Annotated in this window: 12 protein-coding genes; 7 read left to right on the top strand and 5 right to left on the bottom strand. The window is 74.1% G+C overall.

Features of this window, described 5'->3' with window-relative positions; genetic code table 11:
- Positions 1-375: 375 nt before the first annotated feature.
- Complete coding sequence (locus ACFVU7_RS40330; protein ID WP_380739856.1) at positions 376-1146, bottom strand: glutamate racemase; 771 nt, start codon at positions 1144-1146, stop codon at positions 376-378.
- A 57-nt stretch (positions 1147-1203) separates the two neighbouring features.
- Between ACFVU7_RS40330 and ACFVU7_RS40325 the strand changes: the two genes are divergently transcribed.
- Positions 1204-2352, top strand: a complete 1149-nt coding sequence (locus tag ACFVU7_RS40325) for a glycosyltransferase (protein ID WP_049658710.1) — start codon at positions 1204-1206, stop codon at positions 2350-2352.
- Between the two features lie 43 nt (positions 2353-2395).
- Complete coding sequence (locus ACFVU7_RS40320; protein WP_388051178.1) at positions 2396-3142, top strand: SAM-dependent methyltransferase; 747 nt, start codon at positions 2396-2398, stop codon at positions 3140-3142.
- A gap of 72 nt (positions 3143-3214) precedes the next feature.
- Here the strand turns inward: ACFVU7_RS40320 and ACFVU7_RS40315 are convergent, their stop codons facing one another.
- From ACFVU7_RS40315 to ACFVU7_RS40305, 3 genes are all read right to left on the bottom strand, one after another.
- Positions 3215-4090: an alpha/beta fold hydrolase gene (locus tag ACFVU7_RS40315; protein ID WP_388051175.1), complete on the bottom strand. Its 876-nt coding sequence runs from the start codon at positions 4088-4090 to the stop codon at positions 3215-3217.
- Positions 4091-4207: 117 nt separating this feature from the next.
- Entirely contained in the window at positions 4208-4882 is a 675-nt protein-coding gene (locus ACFVU7_RS40310; RefSeq protein WP_049658715.1) for a thiol:disulfide interchange protein DsbA/DsbL, read from the bottom strand.
- Positions 4883-5056: 174 nt separating this feature from the next.
- The gene (locus ACFVU7_RS40305) at positions 5057-6319 is read right to left on the bottom strand and encodes a glycosyltransferase family 4 protein (protein ID WP_388051172.1); all 1263 of its coding nucleotides are present in this window, start codon (positions 6317-6319) and stop codon (positions 5057-5059) included.
- Positions 6320-6798: 479 nt separating this feature from the next.
- Between ACFVU7_RS40305 and mscL the strand changes: the two genes are divergently transcribed.
- From mscL to ACFVU7_RS40280, 5 genes are all read left to right on the top strand, one after another.
- Positions 6799-7245 (top strand): large conductance mechanosensitive channel protein MscL, encoded by a 447-nt coding sequence (gene mscL, locus ACFVU7_RS40300; protein WP_049650971.1) that lies wholly within the window; start codon positions 6799-6801, stop codon positions 7243-7245.
- A gap of 426 nt (positions 7246-7671) precedes the next feature.
- The gene (locus ACFVU7_RS40295; protein WP_388051169.1) at positions 7672-8451 is read left to right on the top strand and encodes a DUF6643 family protein; all 780 of its coding nucleotides are present in this window, start codon (positions 7672-7674) and stop codon (positions 8449-8451) included.
- Between the two features lie 200 nt (positions 8452-8651).
- Positions 8652-9527 (top strand): MOSC domain-containing protein, encoded by an 876-nt coding sequence (locus tag ACFVU7_RS40290; RefSeq protein ID WP_074006369.1) that lies wholly within the window; start codon positions 8652-8654, stop codon positions 9525-9527.
- Between the two features lie 383 nt (positions 9528-9910).
- On the top strand, positions 9911-12400 hold the full coding sequence (locus ACFVU7_RS40285) for a right-handed parallel beta-helix repeat-containing protein (protein WP_388051166.1): 2490 nt from the start codon (positions 9911-9913) through the stop codon (positions 12398-12400).
- Positions 12401-12479: 79 nt separating this feature from the next.
- Positions 12480-12806: a DUF6191 domain-containing protein gene (locus ACFVU7_RS40280; protein ID WP_388051163.1), complete on the top strand. Its 327-nt coding sequence runs from the start codon at positions 12480-12482 to the stop codon at positions 12804-12806.
- Positions 12807-12936: 130 nt separating this feature from the next.
- Here the strand turns inward: ACFVU7_RS40280 and ACFVU7_RS40275 are convergent, their stop codons facing one another.
- A complete protein-coding gene (locus ACFVU7_RS40275) occupies positions 12937-14055 on the bottom strand; it encodes a PLP-dependent cysteine synthase family protein (RefSeq protein WP_117492468.1) in 1119 nt (372 codons plus the stop codon).
- Positions 14056-14217 lie beyond the last annotated feature (162 nt).

Here is a 14217-nt window from a genome sequence, read left to right as displayed (position 1 = left end):
GCGCAGGAAGTCGACTGGGCCGACTTCCCCTGCAAGCAAGCCGGGCACGAGCCCGCATCCGGGGACTCTATGCGCGTAGAGGCCAGGGGCGATTGGCCGCTTGAGTCGGGGGGTGGTGCCACTCGAAGCGGTCGTTGCGCGAGAAGTCGGCCAGATCGACTTCCCGTGCGCCGACTGTCGGCGGGCCGGATCCCATGCCCAGCGGCTCTATGCGCGTAGAGGCCGTGGCGACCAGACGCTCACCCTGGGGAGGCGGGGCGGTTCGGGGCAGTCGTTGCACCAGAAGTCGGCCGGGTCGACTTCCCGTGCGACCGACCAGAAGGGCTTCAGGGAGCGGGCTGCGTGGGAAGTCGGCCGGGCCGACTTCTCGCGCGGTCAGCCGATGAGGGTGGCGAGGGCGTTGCCCTGGGGGTAGAGGGCGGCGGCCGGGGGGAGGTGGGCAGGGGTGCCGGCGTGGAGGACGGTGAGGGTGCCGGAGCCGGTGCGGGTGGGGTCGGCGACGCGGCGGATGGCCTGGGCGGCGACGGCGTCGGCCGAGCCATGCAGGGTGAGCCCCGGGGCGGCGGTCGGGGCGACGGCGGCGCGGATGCGGTCGTCGACGAGTTCGTAGTGGGTGCAGCCGAGCACGATGGCGTCGGTGCCGGCGGGCGTCCGGGCGGCGGCGTCGGCGATGGCAGCCGTGACGGCTTCGTCGTCGCCGTGCTCGACCGCGTCCGCGAGGCCCGGGCAGGCGACCTCGGTGATGTCCGCCGAACCGCCGAAGTCGCGGATCAGCCCGCGCTGGTACGCGCTGCCGGTGGTGGCCGGGGTGGCCCAGATGGCGACCCGGCCGCCCCGCACGGCGGCGGGCTTGATCGCCGGGACGGTGCCGACCACCGGCAGCCCGGGCTCCAGCTCGGCCCGCAGGGTGGCGAGCGCGTGGACGGAGGCGGTGTTGCAGGCGATCACCAGCGCGTCGGGTTCGAGCGCGGCGGCGGCCCGGCAGCAGCCGAGGGCCAGTTCAGTGACCTCTTCCGGCGTACGGGGCCCCCACGGCATCGAGGCCGGGTTGGAAGAGAGCACCAGATCCACGTCCGGGCGCTGCTTCCGAAGGGCGGCGGCGGCGGCCAGCAGGCCGATTCCGGAGTCCATCAGTGCGATCTTCACGGCTCAAGACTTTAGTCGATCCGCCCGTCGGGCCCGGTTCTGCGGCAGACTGCCGGGGTGACCGTCCTGCTGTGGATCGCCGCGTTCTCCCTGCTGGTCTGGCTCTGGCTGGCGTGCTGCCACGGCTCGTTCTGGCGCACCGACGTTCGGTTGCCGCCGCGTCGCCCGCCGGTCCGCTGGCCGCAGGTGGCGGTCGTGGTGCCGGCCCGGGACGAGGCGTCGGTGGTCCCGGTGAGCCTGCCGACGCTGCTGGCGCAGAAGTACCCGGGGCGGGCCCGGGTGATCCTGGTGGACGACCACAGTTCGGACGACACCGGCGCGCTGGCGGCGGAGCTGCGGACGATCGACGGGCTGGAGCTCACCGTCACCACTCCTCCCCCGCTGCCGCCGGGCTGGACCGGCAAGCTGTGGGCGCTGCGGCACGGTGTGGAGCTGGCCGGTCCGGACGCCGAGTACCTGCTGCTGACGGACGCCGACATCGCGCACGGCCCGGATTCGCTGGCCGAGCTGGTGGCCGCCGCCGAGAGCAACGGCCTGGACCTGGTGTCCCAGATGGCCCGGCTGCGGGTGGAGACCGGCTGGGAGCGGCTGATCGTGCCGGCCTTCGTGTACTTCTTCGCCCAGCTGTACCCGTTCCGCCGGAGCAACCGTCCGGGTGCCCGGACCGCGGCCGCGGCCGGCGGCTGTTCGCTGGTGCGGCGGGAGGCGCTGGAGCGGGCGGGCGGGGTGGCGGCGATCCGCGGCGCGGTGATCGACGACGTGTCGCTGGCCCGGGCGGTGAAGTCGACCGGCGGCCGGACCTGGCTGGGTCTGGCCGACGACGTGGACAGCGTGCGTCCGTACCCGCGGCTGGAGCAGCTGTGGCGGATGGTGTCGCGCAGCGCGTACGCCCAGCTCAGGCATTCGCCGGCGCTGCTGCTCGGGACGGTGCTGGGGCTGGCGCTGGTGTACCTGGTGCCGCCGGTGGCGACGGTGGCCGGGCTGGTGGCGGGCGCGCCGGCGGTGGCCGCGGCGGGTGGGGCGGCGTGGGCGCTGATGGCGGGCACGTACCTGCCGATGGTCCGGTACTACGGGCAGCCGGCCGCGGCCGTGCTGCTGCTGCCGTTCACCGCGGGGCTGTACCTGCTGATGACGGTGGACTCGGCCGTACAGCACTGGCGCGGCCGGGGCTCGGCGTGGAAGGGGCGGACGTACTCCCGGGCCTGAGAAACCCGCTGCGCGCCGCACCGCCCCGATCCATACTGCTCGGATGGACCGTCAGCAGATCTCCCGCCTCGCCCATGCCCACCACCCGATCGCGGCCCCGCTGGCGGACGGCTCGGTGGCCCGGTTGCTGGACCGTGCCATGGCCGGGACGGAGCAGGGCCGGGCCCTGGACCTGGGCTGCGGCGAGGGCGCCTGGCTGCTCCGGGCGCTGGCCGCCGGCCCGGGCTGGCGGGCGACGGGCGTGGACCTGGACGCGGCGGCGCTGACCCGGGCCCGGGAGTCCGCGGCCGCGCTGGGTGTGGCCCGCCGGATCGGCCTGCACCACCTGGACGCACGGGAGTTCACCGCGGAGGAGCCCTTCGACCTGGTGTTGTGCGTCGGCGCCACCCACGCCTTCGGCGGCCTGCTGCCGACGCTCGCCGCGGCCCGCGAACTCCTGGCCCCGGGCGGCCGGTTGCTGGTCGGCGAGGGGTTCTGGCAGCGCGAGCCGTCCGGGGCGGCGCTGGACGGACTGGGCGCGGCACGGGAGGACTTCGCGGATCTCGCGACGACCACCGAGCGGGTCCTCGCGGAGGGCTGGACGCCGGTGTTCGGGCTTGTCAGCACCGAACAGGAGTGGGACGAGTACGAGTTCGCCTGGACGGGCTCGCTGGCCGAGTGGGCGCTGGACCACCCGGACCACCCGGACGCGGCTGCCGCCCGGGAGGCGGCGGACCGGCACCGCACCGGGTGGCTGCACGGCTACCGGGGGACGCTCGGCTTCGTCACCTACCTGCTGCGCCGCGACTGAAGCACGCCGAAGGGCTCTGAACACGCTCGAACCGCCTGAGCCTCCCGCCCCCGAACGCCCCGCACCGGTCGGCTACTTCCCGATCCGCGCGAGGAAGTCGTCGATCAGCGGGGCGATTTCGGGCAGCTTCTCCTCCAGCGCGAAGTGCCCGGTGTCGAACAGGTGCAGCTCGGCCCCGGGCAGGTCGCGCAGGTAGGCGCGCGCACCGGCCTCGGTGAAGAACGGGTCGCCCACTCCCCAGAGCACCAGCGTGGGCGGCTGGTCGGCGCGCAGCCAGGCCTGCCAGGCGGGGTAGAGCTCGACGTTGGAGAAGTAGTCGAGGGCGAGTTCGACCTGGATGTCCTTGCGGCCGGGCAGGTCGAGGAAGTGCTGGTCGAGCGTCCAGCCGTCGGGGGCGACCAGGCTCGGGTCGCCGGTGCCGCCCTCGTACTGGCCGCGGGTGACGTCCGGGGTGAGGATCGAGCGGGCGGCCTGCTCCGCGCCCGGCACGCCGCGCCTGTTCGCGATGAACTCCCTTGCCTGGCCGGAGAGTCCCTCCTCGTAGGCGTTGCCGTTCTGGACCACCAGGCCGGTGATCCACTCCGGGTGCCGGGTGGCCAGGCGCAGGCCGACGGGGGCGCCGAAGTCGAAGACGTACAGCGCGAAGCGGTCCAGGCCGAGGGCGAGGCAGAAGCCCTCGATCACGTCGGCGAGGGCGTCGAAGCGGTACGTGAAGGCGTCGGGCGCGGGGCTGTCGCTGTGGCCGAAGCCCGGGTAGTCGGGGGCTATCAGGCGGTAGCGGGTGCCGAGCGCGTCGAGCAGCCGGGCGTACTGGTGGGAGGAGGACGGGAAGCCGTGCAGCAGCAGGAGCACGGGGGCGTCGAGCGGGCCGGTTTCGCGGTAGAAGACGCGCAGGCCGTCGACGTCGACGTGGCGGTGGTGGACGTGAGGGATCATCAGCTCGCTCATGCTAACCATTAAACAGCATGTAAATGGTTAGGCAAGGTGCTGTTCGGACAAGACGCCTGCCGGGCAGGGCACATGAGCGAGCTGATCCGCTGTCACCGCGAGGGCCGGAGCACCGGCTCAGTGACCCCGCGCCTGCTCCTGCTGCACCAGGTGGTCGAGCACCTCGGGCATCGCCTCGACCCCGCCGGCCTGGGTCGGCGAGGTGCGGTACTCACCCTGGACGACGACCGTCGGCAGCTCGTTGACGCCGTAGCGGGTGAAGTCGGCGGCGGCCTCCTCGACCGACCGCGTCACCTCGGCGGAGCGGTACGTCTCGCCGAACGCCTTGGCGTCGACGCCCTGCCGCGCGGCCCAGTCGGTGGCGGTGGCCTCGGTGGTGAGGTCGACCCGCTCGGTGTGCACGGCGCGGAAGACGCTGACCTGGAGGCGGTCGACCTGGCCGAGGCGCTCCAGCGTGTAGAAGATCCGGGCGTGGCTCCGTTGCGCGGCCTCGTCCGGACTGCCGGGCCAGACGGCCGGGATGCGGCGCAGCGCGACATCGGCGCGGTGCTTCTCCGCCCAGGCCTGCAGGGGCTGTTCGAGCGCCTGGGAGTGGCTGCAGTCGTACCAGAAGAACTCGACCGCCTCGGTCCGGACGCTCTCACGGACCGGCTGCGGATGGTCGAGCTTGACGAACTGGGCGCCCCCGAACGGGATTTGGTGCGTGATCGCGCCGGCCTGGACGGGGGACGCGGCAATCCCGACGGCGACGGCGAGCAGGACGGTGGACCGCAGCAGCGACTTCGATTTCACACCGGGCAGTGTGCTGGCGGCGGTTCGCTACCGGCCGGTTGCTGCGCACGGGCCGCGCCGGATTCGCCCGGACGGCGTAGCCGGGCCGGGCGTCGAGGACGGGCCGGCCGCCCGACGGGGTCGGCACGGCCACCCCGGTCGGCATGGCACCCCTGGCCCGCCAGGCCCCCCCGGTCAGCGGGCGGCCTCCGGGCCCGCCGTCCATACCTCGGCGACCAGTTGCTGCCAGGCGTCCACGACGGCGCCCAGCTCGAAGTGCTCCAGCGCGTGCGCCCGGGCCGCCGCGCCGAGGCCCGCCCGGTTGACCGCGAGCACCTTGCCCAGCGCCTCGGCGAGGGCGAGCGGGTCCCCGGGGGCGACCAGCGCACCGGTGGCGCCGTCCCGGACCACCTCGCGCACCCAGCCGACGTCGGTGGCCACGGCGGGCACCCCGGCCAGCGCCGCCTCGATCAGCGCGCCGGGCACGCCCTCGCTGTCGCTGGTCAGCAGCAGCGCGTCGGCGGCGCGGTAGAGCGGGGCCGGGTCGGGCAGCGGGCCGAGGAAGTGGGCGCGGGCGGCGGCCGGGTGGCGGGCCAGCGCCTCGCGCAGCGGTCCGTCCCCGGCGACGGCGAGCCGGACGTCGGGCAGCCGGTCGAGCACGTCGAGGGCCAGGTCGAGCCGCTTCTCCGGGGCTATCGCCCCGATCCAGGCGACCAGCAGCACGTCGGCCGGCAGGCCCAGCGCGTGCCGCGCGGCACGCCGGTCGTCCCGGCCGTCGGCGGGTGGATAGCTCTCGGCGGCACGGGAGTTGGGGATCACGTGCACCTTCCCGTCGGGCAGCCGGAACTGCTCCTCCAGGACGACGCGCGCCTCGTCGGTGAGCGTGGTGACGGCGGCCGCGCGGTGCATCAGCGCGCCGCCGCGCACCCGGCGCAACCGGTTGGCGGTCCAGTAGCGCGGGTGGCCGACCGAGACGTAGACGAAGGGCGTACGGGTCCCGGCCAGGGCGAGGGCGCAGGCGGCCAGGGTGTCCGAGCCGTGGGCGAGCACCACGTCGGCGGCGCGGGAGGCGGAGCGCAGCGCCCGCAGGGTGCTCGGGTGCAGCCGGCCGGGGCCCAGCACGGCGGCGGAGCGCAGCCCGGCGGCGGCGGAGCAGTCGACGGCGGCCCGGCCGGCGGCCTCGGGGTCCGGGCTCGCGGCCCCGGAGCCCTGACCTGCGGAATCGGGGCCCCGGCCTGCGGAACCGGGGCCGGTGGAGTCCCGGCCCGCCCCGGCGGGGCCGGACGGGACGGCCGGGTGCGGGGCGAGGGCGCACAGCGCGGAGGACTGCCCCCGACGGCCCAGTTCCCGGTGGAGGTCACGGGCGAAGTTCTGCGCGCCGCCCCGGCGTGAGTCGCTGATCAGGTGCAGGACACGCGGACGGTTTCCGGCCGGATCGGCCGACAAATGGTCGGGCATGGACCGACCTTGGCACAGTGCTCCGCCCGGTACATCCCCTTCGCGCAACCTGATGGTGGCCCATCCGCCCGCGCTTGTACACCGGATGTGCGCCACGGGGCCGCCGTCGTGCGCCGTACGCGACCGCTGTGCGCCCCGTCTCGCCCCCTGCCGCGCTCTGGTCCACCCTGTCGCGCCGGGTCGGCGCCGCCCCGGACCGGCGCGTGCCGGTGTCACATGCGGCGCCACACGCGGTGCCACAGGGGCGAGTTGGAGCGGCCGACCAACCGACTGGCTCGGCTGTTCGACCGGGGAAAGGCCGGTACGCGGAGCGTCCCCGCCCCGCAGGGCCCACGGACCCGGGGCGCCGCGGCGGTTACCCGATTCGGGTGAACGCGGTTGGACCTCGGCCCGGCCCGCTCGGCAGGATGTCCGGCCTGGGGCGGCACCCGCCGTGCCGCCCCATCTCCCCCTCCCCCGTACGGATTTGGAGTCACCCGGTGTTCAAGGGATTCCGCAGCTTCCTGCTGCGCGGAAACGTGGTGGACCTCGCGGTCGGCATCGTGATCGGCGCTGCCTTCACCGCCGTCGTCACCGGGTTCGTCAGCGCCTTCCTCACCCCGCTGGTCGGCGTCGCGTCCGGCGCCGTCGGCGACTTCACCCAGAAGACCTTCGACGTGGCCGGCACCCGGTTCCCGTACGGCCTCTTCGTCAACGCGGTCATCGGCTTCGTCCTGACCGCCGCCGTCATCTACTTCGCCGTGGTGCTGCCGGTCGGCAAGCTCCAGTCCCGCTTCGAATCGGCCAAGCCCGCGCCGGCCGCGAAGGTGGACTGCCCGGAGTGCCTGAGCAGCATCCCGGCCGCCGCGACCCGGTGCTCCTTCTGCACCTCCGAGATCGGCAAGCCGGCCCTGCCCGCACAGGCCCAGGCCCTGCAGTCGCACTGAGCGCCGACACCCGGACCAGCGCCGGGCCGCCGCCTGATCAGCGGCCGGCCATCGGGCCGACGGCCCAGGTCGCGGGCCTGAACCGGGCCCCGGAGAGCTGACGGGAATTTTATTCCCGAAACATTCACGAGCCCCCGTCGCCTGCTCGGCGGGGGCTCGAATGCGCCCGCGCACGCCCTGTCCGGGAAAAGTTTCTCCGCAGGGCCCCCGACCGTCCACCGGCCGGTCACCGCAAGGCCTTCCGGGGCCTCCGTCCGGCCGCCGTTCGACCACTGACGGGGCGCCAAGGTTGTCCGGAACCGGTCGCCGGAATGTCCGTCTTTCCTACTTTCGAAACCTTTGTGCGAGCGAAGACTGTGTAAACACTCGAACTGCTCCCCCTCCCGCTCTCCTCAGCAGGCGCGTTGTGGGCTTACCGTATGCCCCATGACCTCGCCCCGCTCCTACGACGGAGTCGGCTACCCCTCTCCGTCCTACTCCTCCGGCACGCCGATCTACGACAGCCTCGTGGCTGAGCGCGGCGTCCCCCAGATCGCGCCCATCAACGTGCCGGCCGCCCTGCCGCCGGCACTGTCGTCCGGTTACGGATCCGGCCTCGGCCCGTCCTACGAGAACCGGTACGCCAACGGGTACGAAAGCACCGGCAGCAACCTCCCCGCGCTGCCGCCCGCCCGCCTCGCCCTGGGCCCCGGCCCGAGCAGCGGCCCCTCCGCCGGCCCCGCCACGGCGTACATCCCCGCGCAGCCCGCGCCGGCGTACGCCGCCCCCCAGCCTCCGGTCCCCGGCTACGGCGCCCCCCAGCCGTACCAGCGACCGCAGCCCGGCACCCCCGCCTTCAGCCAGACCGCCGGAGGCGGCTACCAGCCGACCGGCGGCCAGAGCTTCGGCGGCCAGAACACCTTCATCGGCGCCCAGGGCGGCCAGCAGACCTTCGGCGCGCAGCCGGCCGGCGGACCGGGCGGTTTCGGCCAGGGCCAGCCCGCCGCTCCGCAGGGCTTCGGCGGCCAGCAGTCGTTCGGCGGTCCGGCCGCCGGCGGCCCCGGCTTCCAGGGCCAGGGCGGCGACCAGTCCTTCGGCGGTGCCCAGCTGCGCCCGGCCATGGCGCCGGTCGCACCGGTCCGCCCGACGCAGCCGCAGCGCCCGGGCCCGTACGGCGAGTCCGGCCAGTTCCAGGGCGGCTACCAGCAGCAGGGCCAGGGCTACTGAGCCGCTGACACCCCGAGGCCGTCCCCCCACGCGGCCCGCACCCGCACCACCTGAGCAGCACCCGGCGCCCCCCGTACGCCGGGCGAACGGAGAAACGGGTCATCCACGGACCGCCCGGAACGCCCCCCACGGCGTCCGGGCGGTCCGTGCGCATTAGAGGGCATTCCCGGCGAACCCCCGCAGGCTGGCAGGATGGAGGAATGCACCTCACCGGACTCCACGTCTACCCCGTCAAGTCGATGTACCGCCTGAGCCCGGACACCGCCGTGGTTCACCCCTGGGGTCTGGCCGGAGACCGTCGCTGGATGCTCGCCGACGCGAACGGACGCTTCGTCAGCCAGCGCGAGGACGCGGCCCTCGCACGGGTGCGGACCGGACTGCTGCCCGACGGCGTCCTCACCCTGACCACCCCCGACGGCTCCCGGATCGAGGTCCCCGCCCCCGCCGTCGCGGCCGGCGACCCGCTCGCCGACGTCGAGGTCTGGGGAACGCGCTTCCGTGCCGCGGAGGCCGACAAGGAGACGCACCGGTGGATCGCCGAACACCTCGGCGACTACCGCCTGGTGCACCTGGACGACCCGCGCGCCCGGCCGGTCGACCCCGAGTACAGCGCGCCCGGCGACAGCGTCTCGATGGCCGACGGCTATCCGCTGCTGCTCACCACCACCGCCTCGCTGGACCGCCTCAACGAGCTGATCGCCGCCGAGAATCCGGACGGCCACGAGACCCTGCCGATGGAGCGCTTCCGTCCGAGCGTGGTGATCGGCGGCACCGAGCCGTGGGCCGAGGACACCTGGCGCCGGATCCGGATCGGCTCGGTCACCTTCAAGGTGGTCAAGCCGTGCGGCCGCTGCATGATCACCACCACCGACCAGGAGACCGGCGAGCGGCGCGGCAAGGAGCCGCTGCGCACCCTGGCCCGGCACCACCGGCTGCTGCGCAAGGCCGCGTTCGGGCAGAACCTGATCCCCGAGCGGCCGGCCGGCGTCGAGGGGGACGAGCTCGGCACGCTGCGGCTGGGCGACGAGCTCGAGGTGCTCGAGGACGGGGCGCACTGGCCCGCCGACGGGCGCTGAGCGCTCGGGCCGGTTCTCCGGGAGAGTGGGCCGCTCCCGCCGACCCTCCGCGCCGGCTGCCGACGGTCGAGTACTGACCACCGACCGTCGGATGCCGACCGCCGACCGCCCGTGCCGGAGGGCGGGGCGCAAGGGCCCGTGGACCGGCGCCGGGCACGCGCCGCACTCCGAAACCGGCGCGCCCGGACGGAACCACCGCTGTGCGCGCTCGTTGAAACAAGTGGTCGGAACCTGTGGCGGCGCTGAGCGCTACCGGTGTCCGCGCGACCGCGGGCGGCCGGACCACCCACGTGGGCGCGCTACGGTGGGCGGACGGCCCGCGCACCCCCGCGCGTTCGGCCCGTTGATCGCCGGCTCGACGAAGGTGGGGACGACAGACCGTCATGGCTGAGCACAGGGTCCGGGTCACCCAGGACAGCGCATCCCGCTGGCGTCGCCGCGCGGGCGAGTACGACACGCTCGCGGAGGCCCTGGCCGCCGCCGAACCGGGCGACACGGTGACCGTCCGCCCGGGCACCTTCCGGGAGAACGTGCTGCTGGACAAGCCGGTGACGATCGTCCCGGCCCAGGGCCCGGGGACGGTCCGGATCGACCCGCCCTCCGGGGTGGCGCTCACCGTGACCGCCGCCGCCACCGTGCGCGACCTGGTGGTCGAGGGCGGCGACAGCACCACCCCGGCCGTGCTGGTCACCGGGCCGGAGGCGACCCCCTCCTTCAGCGGCTGCCGGGTGGAGACCCGCTCGGCCACCGGCATCGAGGTCACCGGCGGTGCCCGGCCGACCCTGCGCGGCTGCGTGGTCACCAACCCGGGCGGGCTCGGGCTGCGGCTGCGCGGCCCGGACACCGCCGCCGCCTTCGAGGACTGCGAGGTCGCCGCCGCCGGCCAGGCCGGACTGGCCGTCCTCGGCGGCGCCACCGCGGCCCTGGACCGCTGCCGCGTCCACCACGCCTCCGGCGCCGGCGTCCTGCTCTCCGACCCCGGCAGCGCCGCCGAGCTGACCGGCTGCGAGATCTACGAGATCCGCGGCAGCGGCGTGCAGGCCGAGGCGCAGGCGGGCGGGCGGCTGGTCGACTGCGAGATCCACCGGGTCACCGGCAACGGTCTCACCCTGGACAGCGAGGCCGAACTGGTGCTCACCGGCTGCCGGGTGCACGACCTGCCCGAGAACGGCGCCGACCTGCGCGGACGCGCCCGGCTGAGCCTCGCCAACAGCACCGTCCGGGACTTCGGGCGCGGGGCGCTGTCGGTCTGGGACCAGGGCACCGAGGCGGTCGCCGAGTCCTGCGAGATCCACGGCTCGACCGGCGAGTACCCGGCGCTCTGGGTCAGCGACGGCGCCCGGCTGACCCTCACCGACTGCTCGCTGCACGACCTGCCGGACGCCCTGTTCGTCCTCGACCGGGACTCCGCCGCCACCGCCGAGGGCTGCTCGTTCAGCCGGATCCGCAGCTCGGCGGTCTCCGTCAGCGGCGGGGCCACCGTCTCCCTGGCCTCCTGCCGGGTACAGGAGGCGGGCACCGGGCTCTGGTTCCGCGACCACGGCAGCGGCGGACTGCTCACCGACTGCGAGATCTCCGACGTGGCCACCGGCGTGATCGTCACCAAGGGCGCCGACCCGGTGCTGCGCGCCTGCACCGTACGGGCCAGCACGGACGCCGGGGTGTACGTCTCGGCCCAGGGGCGGGGCACCTTCGAGGACTGCCGGGTCTCGCAGGGCAAGGGCTTCGGCTTCCACATCATCGACGGCTGCCGGACCCAGCTCACCCGTTGCCGGGCGGAGCACAACCAGCGGGCCGGGTTCGAGTTCTCCGAGCCTGGGCCGGTCACCGAGGGGTGCATCTCGGACGACGTCGGGGCGGCTCCGGTGCCGTCCGCTCCCGCCCCGCCCGGCGGCGGGGCGGGGCCGGGATCCGCGGGTGGGCGCGGTCCGGGGCTGGGGTCGTCGTACGGATCCACCGACGTGCCCGCGCCGCGGACCGCCCAACTGACCACGGTGGCACCGCTGTTGGCGTCGGCCGCGGCCGGCTCGGCCGCGATCTCGCCGATCCCGGACTGCCGGCCGGCCGAGGAGGCGCTCGCCGAACTGGACTCGCTGGTCGGGCTGGCCACGGTGAAGCAGGAGGTGCGCACGCTGATCGACCTGATCTCGGTCGGCCGGCGCCGCCGCCAGGCCGGACTCAAGGCTCCCTCGCTGCGCCGCCACCTGGTCTTCACCGGCGCACCCGGCACCGGAAAGACCACCGTCGCCCGGCTGTACGGCGAGATCCTCGCCTCGCTCGGGGTGCTCCAGCGCGGACACCTGGTCGAGGTGGCACGGGTGGACCTGGTCGGCGAACACATCGGCTCCACCGCGATCCGCACCGCGGCCGCCTTCGACCGGGCGCGCGGCGGGGTGCTCTTCATCGACGAGGCGTACGCGCTCGCACCCGAGGACGGGGCGCGGGACTTCGGGCGCGAGGCGATCGACACCCTGGTCAAGCTGATGGAGGACCACCGGGACGAGGTGGTCGTCATCGTGGCCGGCTACACCGCCGAGATGGAGCGCTTCCTCTCCGCCAACCCCGGTGTCTCCTCCCGTTTCTCACGCACCATCGGCTTCCCCGACTACACGGCGGACGAGCTGCTGGAGATCGCCCGGTCGCAGTGCGCCGAGCACGAGTACGCGCTCTCCGAGGAGACGGAGGAGGCGCTGCTGGAACACTTCGGCGGGATGGAGCGCGGCCCCAACTTCGGCAACGGGCGCACCGCGCGACAGGTCTTCGAGACCATGGTCGAGCGGCACGCGGTACGGATCGCCCACCTCGCGGACCCGTCCACGGAGGAGCTCCAGCTGCTCGTCCCGGCCGACCTGCCCACGGCGCCGCTGCCGTAGGGCCCGCTGCGGTAGGGCCGGCGGCCGGGGAACTCGTCGCCGGGGAACTCGTCGGCCGCGCCGGGCCGTTGAGGCGGGCATGGGTGTGCTGTTGACGGGCGCGGCGGGCGGGTTGCTGCTGCCGGCCGGACTGGTCGTGGTGTTCTTCCTCGGTGCGGTGGTGCGGCGGCTGCGCGCCCGGCCGGCGGTGGGACCCGACGGCGGACACGGCGGTGGGCGCGGCGCGGGGGCGACCGCGACGGAGGAGCTGCACGCGCTGCTCTACCCGAGCAAGCGGGTGCAGCTGGAGCAGCGACGGGTCGAGCTGGTGCTGCGGGACGACGAGCACGACGGCGCGCCGAAGCGGACGGGGATCGACCTTGCGGGCGGTCGGGCGGTGATCCGGCGGGTGGCGGGCACCGGGTGACGGCTGACGGCTGACGGCTGACGGCTGACGGCTGACAACGAACAGGCGACAGCGAACAGGTAACAGATAACAGACGACAGCTGACAGAGTTTGAAATCTGTCAGCTGTCACCCGTCCGCCGCCCGGCGCGTCAGCCCGTCCAGGCGCCGCCAGCCAGGAAGGACTCCAGGGCCGCCCGGTAGGGCGCGATGTCGATCCGCTCGCCCGCCAGCCAGTCGTCCGAGTAGTACTTGTCCAGATAGCGGTCCCCCGGGTCGCAGATCAGGCCGACCACGCTGCCCGTCCGCCCGGCCGCCCGCATCTCGGCGACGATCCGCAGCGCGCTCCACAGGCCCGTCCCGGTGGAGGCCCCCGCCTTCTTGCCGAGCACCTGCTCCAGCACCCGGACGGCGGCGATCGACGCGGCGTCCGGCACCTTCATCATCCGGTCGATCGCCCCGGGGACGAAGCTCGGCTCCATCCGCGGCCGTCCGATGCCCTCGATCCGCGAGCCGCTCTCGCAGACGGCCTCCGGATCGTGGCGCACCCAGCCGTCGAAGAAGCAGGAGTTCTCCGGGTCCGCGACGCAGATCCGGGTGTCGTACTGCATGTAGTGCACGAACCGGGCGATGGTCGCCGAGGTGCCGCCGGTCCCGGCGGTGGCCACGATCCAGGCCGGCTCGGGGTGCGGCTCCAGGCGCAGCTGGGCGAAGACCGACTCGGCGATGTTGTTGTTGCCGCGCCAGTCGGTGGCCCGCTCGGCGTAGGTGAACTGGTCCATGTAGTGCCCGCCGGTCTCCTCGGCGAGCCGGGCGGAGGCCTCGTACACCTCGTCCGAACGCTCGACCAGGTGACACTCGCCGCCATGGAACTGGATCAGGTCGATCTTGGACTGGCTGGTGCTCTTGGCCATCACGGCGATGAACGGCACGCCGACGAGCTGGGCGAAGTACGCCTCGGAGACGGCGGTGGAGCCGCTGGAGGCCTCGATCACCGGCTTGCCGGGCCGGATCCAGCCGTTGCAGAGCCCGTAGAGGAAGAGCGAGCGGGCCAGGCGGTGCTTGAGCGAGCCGGTCGGGTGGGTGGACTCGTCCTTGAGGTAGAGGTCGATCCCCCACTCCGCGGGCAGCGGGAAGCGCAGCAGATGGGTGTCGGCGGAGCGGTTGGCGTCGGCCTGGACCTTGCGCACCGCCTCCTTGAGCCAGGCGCGGTACTCCGGGTCGGAGCGGTCGACGTCGGCGGTCGGCTCGATGCCGGACTGGGTGCTCATGGTCGCTGTCTCCCTCGCGGTGGCCCCCCAATGCTCACTACGAGTGTATGAGAGTCACGATAAGTGACCGTTTTCGAAGATCCAGCTTCCGCTTATCGCCGTCAGGGCAGATCTGGTCACCGTCGGGGGCGGAACTCATCGACCAGGGCAGACCCGATCGCC

Origin of the sequence: Kitasatospora sp. NPDC058046 (genome assembly GCF_042885595.1) — a bacterium.
GTDB lineage: Bacteria > Actinomycetota > Actinomycetes > Streptomycetales > Streptomycetaceae > Kitasatospora.
The sequence above is the reverse complement of the archived record's forward strand: the minus strand, read 5'-3'. Positions and strand labels throughout refer to the sequence as shown.

Bases quoted from the DNA above. Each gene is read 5' to 3' on its own strand.
- ACFVU7_RS40320 (WP_388051178.1), top strand. From the start codon at position 2,396: ATGGACCGTCAGCAGATCTCCCGCCTCGCCCATGCCCACCACCCGATC.
- ACFVU7_RS40315 (WP_388051175.1), bottom strand. From the start codon at position 4,090: ATGAGCGAGCTGATGATCCCTCACGTCCACCACCGCCACGTCGACGTC.
- ACFVU7_RS40305 (WP_388051172.1), bottom strand. From the start codon at position 6,319: ATGCCCGACCATTTGTCGGCCGATCCGGCCGGAAACCGTCCGCGTGTC.
- ACFVU7_RS40295 (WP_388051169.1), top strand. From the start codon at position 7,672: ATGACCTCGCCCCGCTCCTACGACGGAGTCGGCTACCCCTCTCCGTCC.
- ACFVU7_RS40290 (WP_074006369.1), top strand. From the start codon at position 8,652: ATGCACCTCACCGGACTCCACGTCTACCCCGTCAAGTCGATGTACCGC.
- ACFVU7_RS40285 (WP_388051166.1), top strand. From the start codon at position 9,911: ATGGCTGAGCACAGGGTCCGGGTCACCCAGGACAGCGCATCCCGCTGG.
- ACFVU7_RS40280 (WP_388051163.1), top strand. From the start codon at position 12,480: ATGGGTGTGCTGTTGACGGGCGCGGCGGGCGGGTTGCTGCTGCCGGCC.
- ACFVU7_RS40275 (WP_117492468.1), bottom strand. From the start codon at position 14,055: ATGAGCACCCAGTCCGGCATCGAGCCGACCGCCGACGTCGACCGCTCC.